This is a genomic window from Xanthomonas sp. NCPPB 1638 (assembly GCF_041475635.2).
Taxonomy (GTDB): domain Bacteria; phylum Pseudomonadota; class Gammaproteobacteria; order Xanthomonadales; family Xanthomonadaceae; genus Xanthomonas; species Xanthomonas cucurbitae.
This window is the reverse complement of record NZ_CM192984.1, coordinates 38,708-54,324: the sequence shown is the minus strand read 5'-3', so window position 1 is coordinate 54,324 and position 15,617 is coordinate 38,708. Positions and strand designations below refer to the sequence as shown.

Sequence of the window (15,617 nt, the reverse complement as noted above, 5' to 3'; positions counted from 1 at the left end):
GTGGCTGTCAGGCCTAGCGCAGTGCAGGCAATGCGGCCCACGACGCCCCGGCGCCCGGCATGGTGTGGTTCCCCACCTGGACCGTGCTCGCCAGCGTCTACCTGTTGGGGCACGTTTCCGGCCATTCCTGCAGTTACCCAAGCACTTGGACCACCTCCGCCTGCATCTGCCATGCAGCAAATTCCTGTTCGAAATCGGCCAGCGTCAGCAGCCCCATGCAGGCGTGTGCACCGATCGGCAACGGGTGCCCGGCAGCCAGTTTGCGGACCAGCAGAATTGCCGCAAAACATGGGATTTCTGGCCCATGCAACATCGGAGCGGTGAGATCCCACTGCAGCCACAAGGGCACTGCGGTCTCGCCAGCATCCACGGCATGCGCCTGCCCGCGCAGGTCCACGCGCATGCCGCCCAGATCGGTACCAAAGCGGTCGAACCAGCGCCCGGCACGCGCAAGCAGCCTGGCCACGCGTGCCATTGGCAGCGGCACGCCGTGCTGACGCAGCCAGGCGATGACCGCCAGGCAACGCTGAAGGAAGGGCACTTCCAGCGCGGCGCGAAACTGCACCGTCCGCACGCCGGGATAACGCTGCGGCAGCAGGTCATGGTCGGGCACATCGCAGGGCGAAGCCAGGCGTGATGCCAGCCGCGCGAACTGCACACGCACCGGCCTCGACCAGCCCACCACCTGTTGCCAGCGGCCATCGTGCCACCACGCAAACGGCGTGCCGCAGTACGACAGCACTGCGCGCACGGTAGCCAGCCCCAGCGGCGTGCCCTGTGCAGGCGCGATCACCATGCCGATCTCGTGCAAGGCCGCAAAGCGCGGCAACAACGCGTCGATCACCGCGCTGGAGAGCGCAGGCAACGTGCTGGCACCACTGATGGCGACCCGCTGCGCCTGACGCGCAGACGCATCCAGCGCCGCCGCAAAGTCGCGTACGAAGGCGCGGCCATCGGCCAGGTCGATGTAATGCATGCCGGCCTGCAGGCAGCTGCGGGCCACCGCATAGGCCTGCCCCTGGAATGGCCCGGCCGTGTGCACCACCGCATCGGCACCGGTAGCCGCCAGCCGGGTCGTGAAATCCTCCGCGTCGATATCCAGCCGGTACGTTGAAATGCATCCAGCGGCGGCCTCCGGCCAGTGCACGGCAACCTCGCCGGGATGCCGGCCGGCGGCAATCACATGCACCTGCGGAGTAGCCGCCAGCGCCCGCACGATGCGCGCTCCGAAGTGCCCGAAACCACCCAATACCACCACCCGGTATGTCATCGCTTGCTCACCGTCTGCCTGCCGCACAGTATCGGCGACCACAGCGGTATTGGTGCCCCGCCCTGGCGAAGCCGGCTCAGTGCCGGCGACCCGCGTGGCCAGGCCACTCTCCAGCGCGTCGTGCAACACCTGCAACGCCTGGCGTGTGACGCGCGCCTGTGCGGCGGCTTGCTTGCAGGCCAGTACGGTCTTCGGGTCGGCCCATGCGCGTTGCTGCGCTGCCAGTGCTTGCATTAAGCCGAGTTGCGGGGCACGTCGGCTTGGACGAATTGTTAGCGCTCATCCGCTTTGCGGCGCATGATCTCGGCCAGAGTAGGGTCCTCAGGCCGTTCGGCTCGGGGCATACTGGAACTCCGGCGCGGGGCGCCCCGCGCCGTTCCGAAACACGCAAAGCAAGCGAGTGCGAGGAGCCAGCCGAACAGGCACCACACACCAAAGACCAAGAATGGCCGCGCCATATAGCCGATTGCAGCCTGCGCGGAGGGATCGTCGGTGCCCTTGAGATACATAAGGATGAAGGGCAAGCGATGCAAACCGCCGATTGCGAACCATCCGGCCGTGGTCATAGTCGCCTGCGCGGCAAAGAGCCACCGGCTTGCCGGCCGGCCGCGCCAGAGCAGAACCGCGCCTATCGCCAACACTGCGTCGAAGGCGAAGCTGTAGAGCGCACTCGGAGACATCAGATATCTCAGCTCGAAGCCGATTCGATAGGGAACGAGAGTGGCGAGCTTCCAAGCCGCGATCGCTAACGAGAGGCCGGCCAGTGCTTTACTGAACGTTGGGAGCCTTAGAACTTTTTCCATGGGCGCTAGAGCCTGAGTTAAGCCGAGCCGCGAAGCAACATCGGCTTGAATGAGTTGTTAGGCAGTGAGTGGCCGCACTCGGCGAACCGACACGAGATTGCGTCTTTATTCAACATCGCTTTCTAGCGACACGATCAAGATGCGATGGGCAAACGCCTTAGCGTCATCTTCGGTCTCCAGTTCAACAACCTCGTACCTTTCATTGGAAAGCAATTCCTTCCACGACAAATTCTGATCCGCGAACGCACGGGCGAGCTCTTCCTTGAGATCGCGAAAAGCTGGCGAAGAGCGGACGCTACGTGCATACAAACCGCATGACACAGCTAGGGACAGCCCATCCTCAGCGTTGAACATCGTGCGCAGAGTTTTTTCAACGATAGGGTAGCCCATTTGGTGCCTAACACCTAAGTTAAGCCGACCCGTAGCGGGGTGGCGACTGGGTGCTAGCGTAGCGGAAAAGCACCCAGGCGGTGCCCCGATGCGGGTTTGGCTTGAGCGAATTGTTAGGCGGCACCTACTCCTACTGTGTCATTAAATGCGAAGGTGCGGAGACATCGTTCCAAGTAGTGTCACTGCGATTTCTACGGCGATTGTCCAGCGCAGCGTCGCGATCGAGTCCACTACATGGCGCTGAGCCCGCATCGGCCGCCCCGCGCGGGCGGTAATCTTCGGGTAGGGCAGGTTGCGGGCGTTGTGACGGTTTTTTTTGATGCGCCCCGCGCAAGCGCTCAGCAACCAGAAACCCGTAAGCAGCAATGCATAGCGTGGCGTGATGATGAAACCCCCGCCAACCGCGCCCTTCGTAGTGATCCAGACCAAACTCCTGCTTCAGGTCCTGATAATCGCGTTCAACCCGCCAGCGCGCTTTGACCGTATTCACCAGATCCTTGCGGAGCGTGCTTGCCGGCAAGTTGGAGAGGAAGTAGCGCGTTGGCTTGTCTTCGGGCTCATCGCGGATTCGTGTGGGTGCCTTGAGGCCCCTGAATCTGCGTTGAGCCTTGGAAACAGGCCCTTTCCACCGTCCCAGAAGGTGGTACATCCTGTGCTGACTTCTTGACGCGGTGTTCTGCATGAAAACGGGCCGTCGGCTGAGTGAGTTGTTTTCCTTCCCCGGCTTTGCGGCGGAGTCCACGCTCAAGGGCGTGTTCGGCGCCCCGAAGGCGCGGATCGTGACCTTGCGGCGCCGAAAAAAACGGCCGTGTGTTCCAACTGTGGCCATCGGTGTCGCAGCCGCTACGACAAGCGCCTGTGCCGCGCCCGCGACTTGCGGGCGGCCGGCTGGATGCTGTTCGTGGAGTTCGAGCGCTGGCGGGTCGATTGCCCGGGGTGCGGCGGCGTGCACGTAGAGCGGCTGGACTGGCTGGCCAAGAATCCGCGCTACACCGAGCGATTCGCCCTGCATGTGGGCAATCTGTGCCGGAGCATGACGCACAAGGCCGTGGCTGAGCTGGAGCGCCTGCACGACAGCACGGTCAAGGAGTTGTCCACGCTGTACATGGCCGAGCAGGTGCGCCGGGCGGGGACGCCGGCGCCGCGCGCCATCGGCATCGACGAGATCGCGATCCACAAGGGCCATGACTACCGCGTTGTGGTCAGCGATCTGGAGCGCGGCCGACCGATCTGGTTCGGCGGCAGTGGGCGCACCGAGGCGGACATCGACCAGTTCTTCGCCGAATTGGGCCCAAAACGTAGCGCCGGCATCGACGTGGCGGTGATGGACATGTGGCGGCCGTTTCGCAACTCGGTGGGCAAGAACGCGCCCAACGCCAGCATCGTGTTCGACAAATTCCACATCATGCGCCACCTGTCCGACGCGCTCGATCAGGTGCGGCGCGACGAGTACAAGCGCCTTCAAGGCCAGGATCGCAGTTACATCAAGGGCCAGCGTTACACCCTGCTGAGCAATCGCGAAAACCTTACCCTGGACGGTCGAAAGGCGCTCGCCAAGTTGCTGGCGGCCAACAAACGTCTGAACACGGCGTACCTGCTGAAAGAGTCCTTCGGGCAGCTGTGGAGCTACCGCACCGAGCGAGGTGCACGGGAGTTCTTCGAGCGCTGGAAGCAGAGTCTGCGCTGGCAGCGGCTTGCGCCCTACCAGACGTTCGTGGGGATGATCGAGCGGCACTGGGACGGCATCGCGGCGTACTGCAGGCCGGAGAACAAGGTCAGCCTCGGCCTGGTGGAAGGGCTCAACAACAAGATCCGGGTCATCCAGCGCAGCGCCTACGGCTATCGCGACGAGGAGTTCCTGAGGCTCAAGATCATCGCCAGCTTCCTGCCCGCGCTACCCGAAAATGCTCGATTGCACCCACAGTGATCCGCGAAGACCCTGTCTTCGTTTTCGGGCCATTCGATCAACAACCACTCCTCCTGACGCAAACGATCTCCCTGCGCGGCACGCACGCGCAGGGCCGCAAAGCGTCCGGACAACGGTGCGTTGCTGCCTTCCCGCCATGACACCGTCCGGAAGGCACGCCGAGGCAGGGACTGCGCCAGTGCCTCCACCGACTGTGGCTGGCGATCCGCCGTGCGGCGATGGCGAATCGCAGGACGGCCCTGCCCCTTCCAAGGCGCGGGCGGCTCGGGCGTTTGCCCCGGCGGCCAGACCTTGACGCTCGAAACAATCCCCACTGCATAAGTCAGTTCCAAGGCAGTCAGCGCATCACGCCAAGCCGTATTGCTGCCATAAGCTGCATCGGCCAACACGGTGCCGCGGACGACACCTGCAGCACACGCGGCCTGCATCTGCGCCAGCGCTATCTCTGGCTTGGTGGCGAACGCGATCTCTTCCGGAACACCTGCCTTCTCCCGCTTCGCCGCATCGGCCGCCCAAGCCTCAGGAAGATACAGCCCAAAGGCCATCGGCACGCTCGCCGCAGGCGTCGCCAGCGAGACGCTCACCGCCACCTGGCAGTTGTCCTGTTTGCCGATCTCCCCGCAGTACTGTCGGGTCACACCGACCGAATGCTTGCCCTTCTTGCGAAAACCCGTGTCGTCCACGATCCAGTACACCTCGCCCTTCAAATCCATATGCGATGAGACGTACTGACGGACGCGCTCCAGCACCGCCGCATCGGACCAGTCCGACTTGGCCACGAAATGGTGCAACGCCTGATGCCGAGCCCGTGTCCGCAGCGGATCCACATGCGCCGCCAGCGGCTCTACGCTTTTGCGCTCCAACGGCAGCATCAATCCTCGGCAATAACCGTGTAAGCTCGCCGCGCGATCAGCATGACCAAGCGCAGCGGATAGGTCATCCAAATAGGCGGAAAAACGCGCTTGGTGACTGACTGCGGCCATGTTCATCTCAGCACGGTGTGGATTGCCTGCAGAATAACATTTTTATGACACAGTAGGACTACTTACCCCAACGCCAACGCGGCGGCTCACCTTTGACCCAGCAGATGGCCACGAGAATTAGTAGAACTGCCCAGATATAAATCTGAAAAATTACCGGCTCAACGACCGGCGGGAAGATGAAGAACCCGGCAACTAGAAGAACGAACGCGATACCATAAACAAGCCAGCCTTGCCAGACACTTGGCAGTCCCCAGCCCCATCCGTAAGTCTTGGCAGGAAACCAGTAATCCTTTTTGCCTGGCATGAAACTCTCCTATGTCGCCTAACGCCTGAGTTAAGCCGACCTGCGAAGCGGGTTCGGCTTGAACGAACTGTTAGGCCCTAACCGAGGCATCAGGGTGCCGGGCCACATATGCATTTACCAGTGATGCCAAATTGTCTTTGTACTCATAGAACTCAGTGTCAAGACGATCCATCTCGGCCTGATACTCTGGATTGTCGGAGAATGACTCATGTTGCGACCATCTTTCCGTCCGATTCCGGGAGGGTGATGAGTTGGGGAACCAGGAAACTGCGCGTGCCAAGAGACGGTGGGAATTGGTTGCACCAACAACCTCAAGGTGCCGGAGGATCTCAAGGCAGTGATTGCCGAGCGAGTTTGTGAATAGCTGGTCAAAGCCACCGTTATGTACCTCTCCGTCTAGGCACCACAGCAAGTAGACGAGGCGTGCCTGATCAGTAAGGCGCTCAATGTGCTCTGTAACTCCATCGCCCTCGTCAAAGACTGTGTCCAGAGCGGAGTTGAAGATCTCATATGCCGGATCATCTTTTTTTAGTGCGTCAAAGAATCGCATGGTTTCCTTAGTCCTACTGTGTCATAAAAATGTTATTCTGCAGGCAATCCACACCGTGCTGAGATGAACATGGCCGCAGTCAGTCACCAAGCGCGTTTTTCCGCCTATTTGGATGACCTATCCGCTGCGCTTGGTCATGCTGATCGCGCGGCGAGCTTACACGGTTATTGCCGAGGATTGATGCTGCCGTTGGAGCGCAAAAGCGTAGAGCCGCTGGCGGCGCATGTGGATCCGCTGCGGACACGGGCTCGGCATCAGGCGTTGCACCATTTCGTGGCCAAGTCGGACTGGTCCGATGCGGCGGTGCTGGAGCGCGTCCGTCAGTACGTCTCATCGCATATGGATTTGAAGGGCGAGGTGTACTGGATCGTGGACGACACGGGTTTTCGCAAGAAGGGCAAGCATTCGGTCGGTGTGACCCGACAGTACTGCGGGGAGATCGGCAAACAGGACAACTGCCAGGTGGCGGTGAGCGTCTCGCTGGCGACGCCTGCGGCGAGCGTGCCGATGGCCTTTGGGCTGTATCTTCCTGAGGCTTGGGCGGCCGATGCGGCGAAGCGGGAGAAGGCAGGTGTTCCGGAAGAGATCGCGTTCGCCACCAAGCCAGAGATAGCGCTGGCGCAGATGCAGGCCGCGTGTGCTGCAGGTGTCGTCCGCGGCACCGTGTTGGCCGATGCAGCTTATGGCAGCAATACGGCTTGGCGTGATGCGCTGACTGCCTTGGAACTGACTTATGCAGTGGGGATTGTTTCGAGCGTCAAGGTCTGGCCGCCGGGGCAAACGCCCGAGCCGCCCGCGCCTTGGAAGGGGCAGGGCCGTCCTGCGATTCGCCATCGCCGCACGGCGGATCGCCAGCCACAGTCGGTGGAGGCACTGGCGCAGTCCCTGCCTCGGCGTGCCTTCCGGACGGTGTCATGGCGGGAAGGCAGCAACGCACCGTTGTCCGGACGCTTTGCGGCCCTGCGCGTGCGTGCCGCGCAGGGAGATCGTTTGCGTCAGGAGGAGTGGTTGTTGATCGAATGGCCCGAAAACGAAGACAAGCCAACGCGCTACTTCCTCTCCAACTTGCCGGCAAGCACGCTCCGCAAGGATCTGGTGAATACGGTCAAAGCGCGCTGGCGGGTTGAACGCGATTATCAGGACCTGAAGCAGGAGTTTGGTCTGGATCACTACGAAGGGCGCGGTTGGCGGGGGTTTCATCATCACGCCACGCTATGCATTGCTGCTTACGGGTTTCTGGTTGCTGAGCGCTTGCGCGGGGCGCATCAAAAAAAACCGTCACAACGCCCGCAACCTGCCCTACCCGAAGATTACAGCCCGCGCGGGGCGACCGATGCGGGCTCAGCGCCATGTAGTGGACTCGATCGCGACGCTGCGCTGGACAATCGCCGTAGAAATCGCAGTGACACTACTTGGAACGATGTCTCCGCACCTTCGCATTTAATGACACAGTAGGATTAGGGCCTAACGCCTGAATTAAGCCGACCCGCGAAGCGGGTTCGGCTTGAATGAATTGTTAGCCGTTCTGCCCGCGACGGTCACACGACACCCCGCAAGTGAGTGGCGACCTGAGAAAGAACCTTGTGGCGAAAGTCGAACAAGTCGGACTGCACTGCAATCACCTGCTCAAGAACTTGTCCGGCTTGCTCCGCCTTGTCCACATGCCGCTTGCGAGTGCTGCCAAGGAACGCACCGTGAGCGAGCGAACGTTGCTCGGCAAGAACGCGATGGCACACCGCAATGTGGTTGGATATGTCAGCAAGCCGCTTATCCACAATGTTGAGCATGCTCAAAGGATCTCGCTCTCCGCTGCGAAGCATCTCATCGTAGATTCCGATGGAGTCTCGGAACTCGTCAACAATCATCAGATCACCAAGACGCTGATTGAACGGCTAACACCGGAGTTAAACCGCGCCGCGAAGCGGCGTCGGCTTGGACGAATTGTTAGGCGCTAGGCCCGTTATCTACAAGCTTGACCGCCGCTAGCACAGATTGGCCATGCCTCGCGATGACGATGACCGCAGCGAGGCTGAAAAGCGAAAAGACGAGTGCAACCCAAAGCGACATGTGCCACAGAAGTGCGCTGAAGCTAACGAAGAGTGTAATCAGCCCAGCGACAGCTAGCCCGGTAGCTACCCCAATGCTTCCCACTTTCCGAAAGTGAGCATAGGAGTCTGGCCCATACAGCAAGTATGGCTGTACGTACTGCCAGACAACTATCCAGATCGGGATGCCCAGAGCAGCTGCAGCAAACGAGACATGCAGTGCAACGGAGGTCAGCTTGACCTGAAGAAGAACCAGGACAATCGCGGCGGAGAAGCTGCCACCGCCAATGGCCGCACTCCGCATCTGACCTAAGTAGCTTTCTGAAATGCGGCGCGTGACAGGCGCTAGCGTCGTTTCGAAGTTCGTACTCACCGCACACTTTCCTCCTAGCGCCTAACGCTTGAATTAAGCCGAGTTGCGAAGCAACTTCGGCTTGAATGAGTTGTTAGGCAGTGAGTGGCCGCAGAAGTTGGATGTTGCAACTTTGCTCCCCAGCACTGCCGCCTGGACCGAGTGTGCCACAGCTTGCGGGATGGAGCTTACCCAGCGGTGCCGAGACGCATGATGCAACCGAAGCCAAGCGCAATGAGCGCCGCACGGAAACAGCGTGCGAGGGCGAAGCACCAAACCTACCGACACGAGCAACGGTGATGACTGCTACCCGGAGCCGACCGCATGCACACCTGCGGACTCACCGAAGCGGCAACCACCAACACATTTGCTCCACCACTGCCTAACACCTGAGTTAAGCCGCGCCGTGAAGCGGCGTCGGCTTGGATGAATTGTTAGGTGTCACGCCCTTGGCCTAGGCTTACCGACGTCTTCAGCGGCCGGTAGAGGGCGGTTGTCAGTCTCGCGCGCTAGCAGATCGGCAAGAGGCAGCGATCGCGCAATTCCCAGCACCCTAGATTTCTCCACAGCGATCTCTTGTTGTACCAACTGTTTTAGGGCACCAGCCAAGCTCTTGAGGGTGCGGATATCTTCACTGGAAAGTGAAACGACGCGACCGGTATCAACCGTGATGGAAGACACCTCGACAGGGGCGAACTGCGGGGAAAGATACAAAAGGCTCATCGCGGATTCGTGTGGGTGCCTTGAGGCCCCTGAATCTGCGTTGAGCCTTGGAAACAGGCCCTTTCCACCGTCCCAGAAGGTGGTACATCCTGTGCTGACTTCTTGACGCGGTGTTCTGCATGAAAACGGGCCGTCGGCTGAGTGAGTTGTTTTCCTTCCCTGGCTTCGCGGCGGAGTCCACGCTCAAGGGCGTGTTCGGCGCCCCGAAGGCGCGGATCGTGACCTTGCGGCGCCGAAAAAAACGGCCGTGTGTTCCAACTGTGGCCATCGGTGTCGCAGCCGCTACGACAAGCGCCTGTGCCGCGCCCGCGACTTGCGGGCGGCCGGCTGGATGCTGTTCGTGGAGTTCGAGCGCTGGCGGGTCGATTGCCCGGGGTGCGGCGGCGTGCACGTAGAGCGGCTGGACTGGCTGGCCAAGAATCCGCGCTACACCGAGCGATTCGCCCTGCATGTGGGCAATCTGTGCCGAAGCATGACGCACAAGGCCGTGGCTGAGCTGGAGCGCCTGCACGACAGCACGGTCAAGGAGCTGTCCAAGCTGTACATGGCCGAGCAGGTGCGCCGGGCGGGGACGCCGGCGCCGCGCGCCATCGGCATCGACGAGATCGCGATCCACAAGGGCCATGACTACCGCGTTGTGGTCAGCGATCTGGAGCGCGGCCGACCGATCTGGTTCGGCGGCAGTGGGCGCACCGAGGCGGACATCGACCAGTTCTTCGCCGAATTGGGCCCAAAACGCAGTGCTGGCATCGACGTGGCGGTGATGGACATGTGGCGGCCGTTTCGCAACTCGGTGGGCAAGAACGCGCCCAACGCCAGCATCGTGTTCGACAAATTCCACATCATGCGCCACCTGTCCGACGCGCTCGATCAGGTGCGGCGCGACGAGTACAAGCGCCTTCAAGGCCAGGATCGCAGTTACATCAAGGGCCAGCGTTACACCCTGCTGAGCAATCGCGAAAACCTTACCCTGGACGGTCGGAAGGCGCTCGCCAAGTTGCTGGCGGCCAACAAACGTCTGAACACGGCGTACCTGCTGAAAGAGTCCTTCGGGCAGCTGTGGAGCTACCGCACCGAGCGAGGTGCACGGGAGTTCTTCGAGCGCTGGAAGCAGAGTCTGCGCTGGCAGCGGCTTGCGCCCTACCAGACGTTCGTGGGGATGATCGAGCGGCACTGGGACGGCATCGCGGCGTACTGCAGGCCGGAGAACAAGGTCAGCCTCGGCCTGGTGGAAGGGCTCAACAACAAGATCCGGGTCATCCAGCGCAGCGCCTACGGCTATCGCGACGAGGAGTTCCTGAGGCTCAAGATCATCGCCAGCTTCCTGCCCGCGCTACCCGAAAATGCTCGATTGCACCCACAGTGATCCGCGAAGACCCATACAAAAAGACCTGATTGTCTTCGAAGGTATTCACAGAGTGCGCAACAAACTTATCTCGGATGTCTTTGAAGTACTTATGCGACTCTTTATAGCAATCTGGAAGCTGATTTATCCATGACACTGGGATGCCTGACCGCGCGCCTGTACCGAATGTCCGCCCGTACTTAATAACGGCAGCAAACGATAACTCCCCTGCGAGCCAACTGTCGTTGAGCCAATCGGCGGCACTCTCATTCTGAGTCGGCATCGGGCGCATCAATTCAAGAGACTTGGCGCAAATCTTGTCGGTGTCGCGAAGGTCGTTCTCTATTCCGTGCAGATCCGCAAGCCATTGAGCCTCGCTGATCGAGAAATCAACCCTTCCAGGAATGTCAAAATCGTTCACGGTGACACCTAACGCTTGAATTAAGCCGAGTTGCGAAGCAACTTCGGCTTGAATGAGTTGTTAGGCAGTGAGTGGCCGCAGAAGTTGGATGTTGCAACTTTGCTCCCCAGCACTGCCGCCTGGACCGAGTGTGCCACAGCTTGCGGGATGGAGCTTACCCAGCGGTGCCGAGACGCATGATGCAACCGAAGCCAAGCGCAATGAGCGCCGCACGGAAACAGCGTGCGAGGGCGAAGCACCAAACCTACCGACACGAGCAACGGTGATGACTGCTACCCGGAGCCGACCGCATGCACACCTGCGGACTCACCGAAGCGGCAACCACCAACACATTTGCTCCACCACTGCCTAACGCTGGAATTAAGCCGAGTTGCGAAGCAACTTCGGCTTGAATGAGTTGTTAGGCAGTGAGTGGCCGCAAAGGCTTCGATCGTGCAACCATGCTCCCCAGCACTGCCGCCTGAGCCAAGTGTGCCACAGGTTGTGGGATTGAGCTTGCTCAGCAATGCAGCGGCGCGTGGTGCCACCGAAGCCAAGCACAATGAGCGCGGCGCGGCAACGACGGACAAGGGCGAAGCACTGAACTTACCGCACCCCACAAAAGTGATGACTGTTGCCCGGAGCCAACCGCATGCACGCCTGCGAACTCACCGAAACGGCAACCACCAACGCATTTGCTCCACCACTGCCTAACAACTATTGGACCGCCGAAATGCGGTGTTGTGGCGAGTATCTCCGATTGTAGATTCGTTGTGAATAGGGGAACTCCTAGCTCCAGTCAAGGGAATGCACGATGGCAAGCGAGCGCGGCTTTTGCGAGGCTTCTAGCGTTATCCGGCAAAGACGCAGGCGTATGAAATACCCCCCCAAAAACGATGGCGTAACAGCACGTCCACCGATGCGGTTACTCGATCAGGTGCGCGACCGGCTGCGCGTAAAGCACTACAGCCTACGCACCGAGCAGGCCTATCTCAGCTGGATACGGCGCTTCATCCTGGCCAGCGGCAAGCGCCATCCGGCACAGATGGGGCAGGCAGAGGTCGAGGCCTTCTTGACGCGGCTGGCCACGGATGGCCAGGTGTCTGCGGGCACCCAGAACCAGGCCCTGGCGGCGCTGTTGTTTCTCTACCGCGAAGTGCTGCGCATCGAGCTGCCGTGGATGGAAAACCTGGTGCGCGCCAAGCGACCCAGGCGCATTCCGGTAGTGCTTTCGCGCGAGGAGGTTGCACGTCTGCTGGCGGTGCTGGAGGGGCCTTGCTGGCTGATGGCCAGCCTGCTCTACGGCAGCGGGATGCGGTTGATGGAATGCCTGCGCCTACGCATCAAGGACGTGGATGCCGCGCGTGGCGAGATCGTGGTGCGCGATGGCAAGGGCGGCAAGGATCGGCGGGTGCCGCTGCCGCTCAGCCTGCGAGAGGCGCTACAACGGCAACGCGACCGTGCGCTGGTAGTGCATGCGGCCGATCTGGTGGCCGGTGCCGGGCGGGTGTTCCTGCCGCATGCGTTAGCGCGCAAGTACCCCAATGCCGACGTGGAGCAGGGGTGGCAATACCTGTTCCCCTCTGCGCGCCGGTCGCGGGATCCGCGCAGCGGCCGGACTGGCCGGCATCATGTCTCTGAAGAAATTCTTCAGCGTGCCGTGCAGTCGGCAAGGCAGCGGGCTGGTATCGTCAAGCCGGCGACCTGCCACACGTTGCGGCATTCGTTCGCCACACACCTGCTGGAGGCCGGCCACGATATCCGCACGGTGCAGGAACTGCTGGGCCACAAGGACGTGACCACCACGCAGATCTACACGCATGTGCTGGGACGCGGTGCGTCGGCGGTCCGCAGTCCGCTGGATGGGCTGGGCGGTGTCGGTGGTGAGGCGTGAGGTACCGCGCGACCTATCCACTGGAGGGATGGTTGCTGCCAAGCTCTCCCCTGAAGCGCTCCGCCTTGTTTAGGAGACTCTGAAGCCTCGTCGATCAGCCATGGCTCGCTCTCCCGCGCTGCTGCTTTCAAGCTTGATGATGCACGCGGGGCTTGGCCGGCGTGCGTCGGTCGCGTTGCTGGCGTGCCTGCGGTGGACCAGAGGCAACAACACGCATGGGAAGTTACTTTCAGCTTCTCCCGGCATCAACAGCCTTCATGCCGCCGCAACGGTGACGCATTCACGCTATTGGCAACGTCCCCCGCCTGGAGTTGCACCCATGATCCGTGTTCTTGCCCCGTTGGCCGCCGCCGTGCTGTTGTCCGCCTGCGCCTCCAACCAGGTAGCACAGGTCCAGCCGATCGATGGCGTGATCTCCGGCCAGTGCCATATCGAGCGGGTGCGGGGCATCGTCGGGCTGGCGGCGGCCCGGCAGACTATCGAGCGCGCACGCGTGGACAGCGACAGCCTGCAGGTGAGCGTGCGCCGCGGTGCACGTGCCAGCGGCGACACCACTGCCAGCGGCCTGGGCGATCCGGCGCAGGGTGCCAGCGCCAGCGGCGGCGACCACCTCACCATCGAGACCGGGCCGTACAACAACATCACCGCAGTGTATTGCGGCTGAGGAATCGGGAATCGGGAATCGGGAATCGGGAATCGGAAAGCATCGCGGCTTTTCGGTTCCCGATCCAGCCCATTCACTTGCGTTTCGAAATGCACTTTGCCGCTGTCTTGCGCTTGGCACGCGAGGCAGTGAGGAACTTCAACGTGGCCGCTTCCCACTGCCGCTCGCCGCGCACGCCGGTCGCCATGGCCTGCAATTCGCCGGCGCGCCAGCCTGCGAACACGCAGGGGTCGATGTAGGCCTTGCGGCATACCGAGGGCGTATTGCCCAGGGCATCTGCCACCTCGCGGATGACATCGTTCTGCACCTGCTTGAGCGCGCGTTCGCTGCTGCGCTCGGGCAACGGCAGCCGGGCCAGGCGTTGCAACGCAGCCAACGTACCGCCCCAGGTGCGGAAATCCTTGGCGGTGAAGTCCTCGCCCATGGCCTCGCGCAGGTAGTCGTTGACCTCGCCCGAATCCACCGGCTGCAGCTGGCCTGCGTCGTCGCGATACTGGAACAGCGATTGTCCCGGCAGTTGCTGGCATTGCCGGATCAGCGTGACCAGCTGCTTGTCGTCCACTTCGATGTCGTGCTCCTGCCCGCTCTTGCCGCGGAATTTCAGCCGCGCGCGCCCGCCCTTGAGAAATTCCATGTGCCGGTTGCGCAGCGTGGTGAGCCCGTAGGAGCGATTGCTGCGCGCATATTCGGCATTGCCCACGCGCACCAGCGTGTCGGCCAGCAGTGCCACCACGATGGCCAGCACCTTTTCGCGTGGAAAGCCTGGCACGGCCAGATCGCGGCGCAGGCGGCGGCGTAGTTTCGGTAGCGCGGTGCCAAAGGCGATCACCCGCTCGAACTTGCCTTCGCCCCGCACCTGCGCCCACTCGGCGTGATAGCGGTACTGTTTGCGCCGCCGTGCATCGCGCCCGGTGGCCTGCAGGTGGCCATTGGGCTTGGCGCAGATCCATACCTCGGTGTAGGCCGGTGGAATGGCCAGCGCGCGGATGCGCTGCAAGGTGTCGGCATCGGCGATGCGTTGCCCATCCGCATTGCGGTAGCTGAAGCTCTTGCCGGCGCGGCGGCGGCTGATGCCGGGCTGCTGGTCGTTGACATAGGTCAGCCCGGCCGCACGCGCGGTGGCCTTGGCCTGAACCACGGCGGCGGCAGTGGCGACGGCCGCCGTGGCCGCCGCTGCACCTGCGGCAACGGTGGCGAGCTTGCCGGCCGTGCTGGCCGCGACGGTGGCCTTGCGAAGAACGCGTTTGGCTTTCATTGCATACAGATCGGAAGTGGTCGGCCGATTGTTGGGCCTGTCCAGACTAGGCCACGTCAACGCCATGACAACGGCGTGTGCGCAAGCCATGCCGGTTGTGCAAATTGTGCTTATGCTTGGGCCTTGCCCTTTGTCTGGAGTCATCGATGCGCGCTGTCCTGCCTACTGCCCGCCTGGCCTGCCCCCTGCTCGTGCTGGCTGCATTGAGTGCCTGCAACAAGCCGCAACCGGACGAGCAGGAAGCGGTTACCGCCAAGGCGCAGCAAGCGGTCGAACAGGCCTCAGCGCCAGCCCCGGCCACCGCGCCCGAGGCCCCGCCGATCGGCAGCTGCGATGCCACGCAGGTGCAGTCCCTGGTGGGCCAAGCCCTCACCGATGCGGTGAGTGAACAGGCGCGCAGCGATGCCGGCGCCAAGTCGGTGCGCGTACTCAAGCCCGGCCAGATGGTGACCATGGAATTCAACGGCGAACGGCTCAATCTGGAAGTGGATGCCAAGAACGTCGTCACCTCGGTACGCTGCGGCTGAGCACCGCCTGGCGCCGCTCGCCGAAGCGGCGCCAAGCCAGCTGCCGCAAGGGATTTGCGCGGGTCTCGTTGCAGCTGTAACGGTGTATTGCGGCACCGCATCAACTGTGGTCTAGTCGATCATCCGGTGACCTCTTGGAACGCTCCACGGATCGAGCGGTGCAACGTCGTCGCCGCTCTCCCAAG

General features: G+C 61.9%; 17 protein-coding genes and 1 pseudogene. 6 read left to right on the top strand and 12 right to left on the bottom strand.

The annotated features are described in order from the left end of the window. Positions 1–133: 133 nt before the first annotated feature. The 4 genes from ACCQ13_RS00240 to ACCQ13_RS00225 form a co-directional block, all read right to left on the bottom strand. Positions 134–1,270, bottom strand: a complete 1,137-nt coding sequence (locus ACCQ13_RS00240) for a saccharopine dehydrogenase family protein (protein WP_104603361.1) — start codon at positions 1,268–1,270, stop codon at positions 134–136. A gap of 272 nt (positions 1,271–1,542) precedes the next feature. Further along, positions 1,543–2,073: a hypothetical protein gene (locus tag ACCQ13_RS00235; protein WP_104603335.1), complete on the bottom strand. Its 531-nt coding sequence runs from the start codon at positions 2,071–2,073 to the stop codon at positions 1,543–1,545. Between the two features lie 105 nt (positions 2,074–2,178). Then, complete coding sequence (locus ACCQ13_RS00230; RefSeq protein WP_104603334.1) at positions 2,179–2,463, bottom strand: hypothetical protein; 285 nt, start codon at positions 2,461–2,463, stop codon at positions 2,179–2,181. Positions 2,464–2,593: 130 nt separating this feature from the next. Then, positions 2,594–3,112 (bottom strand): transposase, encoded by a 519-nt coding sequence (locus ACCQ13_RS00225; protein ID WP_223214480.1) that lies wholly within the window; start codon positions 3,110–3,112, stop codon positions 2,594–2,596. 159 nt (positions 3,113–3,271) lie between these two features. On the opposite strand from ACCQ13_RS00225, the gene ACCQ13_RS00220 reads away from it, so the two are divergent. Continuing rightward, a complete protein-coding gene (locus ACCQ13_RS00220; RefSeq protein WP_159406412.1) occupies positions 3,272–4,390 on the top strand; it encodes an ISL3 family transposase in 1,119 nt (372 codons plus the stop codon). Between the two features lie 17 nt (positions 4,391–4,407). Here ACCQ13_RS00220 and ACCQ13_RS00215 read toward each other — a convergent pair. The 3 genes and pseudogenes from ACCQ13_RS00215 to ACCQ13_RS00205 form a co-directional block, all read right to left on the bottom strand. Further along, positions 4,408–5,373: pseudogene (locus ACCQ13_RS00215) on the bottom strand (IS701 family transposase); the annotation flags it as partial. 58 nt (positions 5,374–5,431) lie between these two features. Next, complete coding sequence (locus ACCQ13_RS00210; RefSeq protein WP_104603333.1) at positions 5,432–5,677, bottom strand: hypothetical protein; 246 nt, start codon at positions 5,675–5,677, stop codon at positions 5,432–5,434. A 70-nt stretch (positions 5,678–5,747) separates the two neighbouring features. After that, positions 5,748–6,227 (bottom strand): DMP19 family protein, encoded by a 480-nt coding sequence (locus ACCQ13_RS00205; RefSeq protein WP_104603332.1) that lies wholly within the window; start codon positions 6,225–6,227, stop codon positions 5,748–5,750. A 69-nt stretch (positions 6,228–6,296) separates the two neighbouring features. On the opposite strand from ACCQ13_RS00205, the gene ACCQ13_RS00200 reads away from it, so the two are divergent. Continuing rightward, on the top strand, positions 6,297–7,682 hold the full coding sequence (locus ACCQ13_RS00200; RefSeq protein WP_223214363.1) for an IS701 family transposase: 1,386 nt from the start codon (positions 6,297–6,299) through the stop codon (positions 7,680–7,682). A gap of 83 nt (positions 7,683–7,765) precedes the next feature. Here ACCQ13_RS00200 and ACCQ13_RS00195 read toward each other — a convergent pair whose 3' ends face one another. The 3 genes from ACCQ13_RS00195 to ACCQ13_RS00185 form a co-directional block, all read right to left on the bottom strand. Further along, the gene (locus ACCQ13_RS00195; protein ID WP_159406410.1) at positions 7,766–8,092 is read right to left on the bottom strand and encodes a hypothetical protein; all 327 of its coding nucleotides are present in this window, start codon (positions 8,090–8,092) and stop codon (positions 7,766–7,768) included. A gap of 79 nt (positions 8,093–8,171) precedes the next feature. Next, complete coding sequence (locus ACCQ13_RS00190) at positions 8,172–8,645, bottom strand: hypothetical protein (protein WP_139015168.1); 474 nt, start codon at positions 8,643–8,645, stop codon at positions 8,172–8,174. 420 nt (positions 8,646–9,065) lie between these two features. Continuing rightward, complete coding sequence (locus tag ACCQ13_RS00185) at positions 9,066–9,347, bottom strand: hypothetical protein (RefSeq protein ID WP_372372325.1); 282 nt, start codon at positions 9,345–9,347, stop codon at positions 9,066–9,068. 247 nt (positions 9,348–9,594) lie between these two features. Here ACCQ13_RS00185 and ACCQ13_RS00180 point away from each other — a divergent pair, with 247 nt between their 5' ends. Next, positions 9,595–10,713: an ISL3 family transposase gene (locus ACCQ13_RS00180; protein WP_159406429.1), complete on the top strand. Its 1,119-nt coding sequence runs from the start codon at positions 9,595–9,597 to the stop codon at positions 10,711–10,713. Here the strand turns inward: ACCQ13_RS00180 and ACCQ13_RS00175 are convergent. Continuing rightward, on the bottom strand, positions 10,658–11,113 hold the full coding sequence (locus tag ACCQ13_RS00175) for a hypothetical protein (protein ID WP_372372324.1): 456 nt from the start codon (positions 11,111–11,113) through the stop codon (positions 10,658–10,660). The genes ACCQ13_RS00180 and ACCQ13_RS00175 overlap by 56 nt on opposite strands. An 853-nt stretch (positions 11,114–11,966) precedes the next feature. On the opposite strand from ACCQ13_RS00175, the gene ACCQ13_RS00170 reads away from it, so the two are divergent. Further along, positions 11,967–12,986, top strand: coding sequence for an integron integrase (locus ACCQ13_RS00170; RefSeq protein ID WP_167526788.1), 1,020 nt, complete (start codon positions 11,967–11,969; stop codon positions 12,984–12,986). Positions 12,987–13,305: 319 nt separating this feature from the next. Continuing rightward, on the top strand, positions 13,306–13,650 hold the full coding sequence (locus ACCQ13_RS00165; RefSeq protein ID WP_104603329.1) for a hypothetical protein: 345 nt from the start codon (positions 13,306–13,308) through the stop codon (positions 13,648–13,650). Between the two features lie 73 nt (positions 13,651–13,723). On the opposite strand, the gene ACCQ13_RS00160 is transcribed toward ACCQ13_RS00165, so the two are convergent. After that, positions 13,724–14,995: a DNA topoisomerase IB gene (locus tag ACCQ13_RS00160; RefSeq protein ID WP_208800434.1), complete on the bottom strand. Its 1,272-nt coding sequence runs from the start codon at positions 14,993–14,995 to the stop codon at positions 13,724–13,726. Between the two features lie 56 nt (positions 14,996–15,051). Here ACCQ13_RS00160 and ACCQ13_RS00155 point away from each other — a divergent pair, with 56 nt between their 5' ends. Next, positions 15,052–15,432 (top strand): I78 family peptidase inhibitor, encoded by a 381-nt coding sequence (locus tag ACCQ13_RS00155; RefSeq protein WP_104603326.1) that lies wholly within the window; start codon positions 15,052–15,054, stop codon positions 15,430–15,432. Positions 15,433–15,617: the final 185 nt, after the last annotated feature.

What these genes read in the sequence shown, in the direction of transcription:
- ACCQ13_RS00240 (WP_104603361.1), bottom strand. Translation starts at nt 1,270, where the DNA reads ATGACATACCGGGTGGTGGTATTGGGTGGTTTCGGGCACTTCGGAGCG.
- ACCQ13_RS00235 (WP_104603335.1), bottom strand. Translation starts at nt 2,073, where the DNA reads ATGGAAAAAGTTCTAAGGCTCCCAACGTTCAGTAAAGCACTGGCCGGC.
- ACCQ13_RS00230 (WP_104603334.1), bottom strand. Translation starts at nt 2,463, where the DNA reads ATGGGCTACCCTATCGTTGAAAAAACTCTGCGCACGATGTTCAACGCT.
- ACCQ13_RS00225 (WP_223214480.1), bottom strand. Translation starts at nt 3,112, where the DNA reads ATGTACCACCTTCTGGGACGGTGGAAAGGGCCTGTTTCCAAGGCTCAA.
- ACCQ13_RS00210 (WP_104603333.1), bottom strand. Translation starts at nt 5,677, where the DNA reads ATGCCAGGCAAAAAGGATTACTGGTTTCCTGCCAAGACTTACGGATGG.
- ACCQ13_RS00205 (WP_104603332.1), bottom strand. Translation starts at nt 6,227, where the DNA reads ATGCGATTCTTTGACGCACTAAAAAAAGATGATCCGGCATATGAGATC.
- ACCQ13_RS00200 (WP_223214363.1), top strand. Translation starts at nt 6,297, where the DNA reads ATGGCCGCAGTCAGTCACCAAGCGCGTTTTTCCGCCTATTTGGATGAC.
- ACCQ13_RS00195 (WP_159406410.1), bottom strand. Translation starts at nt 8,092, where the DNA reads ATGATTGTTGACGAGTTCCGAGACTCCATCGGAATCTACGATGAGATG.
- ACCQ13_RS00185 (WP_372372325.1), bottom strand. Translation starts at nt 9,347, where the DNA reads ATGAGCCTTTTGTATCTTTCCCCGCAGTTCGCCCCTGTCGAGGTGTCT.
- ACCQ13_RS00170 (WP_167526788.1), top strand. Translation starts at nt 11,967, where the DNA reads ATGAAATACCCCCCCAAAAACGATGGCGTAACAGCACGTCCACCGATG.
- ACCQ13_RS00165 (WP_104603329.1), top strand. Translation starts at nt 13,306, where the DNA reads ATGATCCGTGTTCTTGCCCCGTTGGCCGCCGCCGTGCTGTTGTCCGCC.
- ACCQ13_RS00160 (WP_208800434.1), bottom strand. Translation starts at nt 14,995, where the DNA reads ATGGCTTGCGCACACGCCGTTGTCATGGCGTTGACGTGGCCTAGTCTG.
- ACCQ13_RS00155 (WP_104603326.1), top strand. Translation starts at nt 15,052, where the DNA reads ATGCGCGCTGTCCTGCCTACTGCCCGCCTGGCCTGCCCCCTGCTCGTG.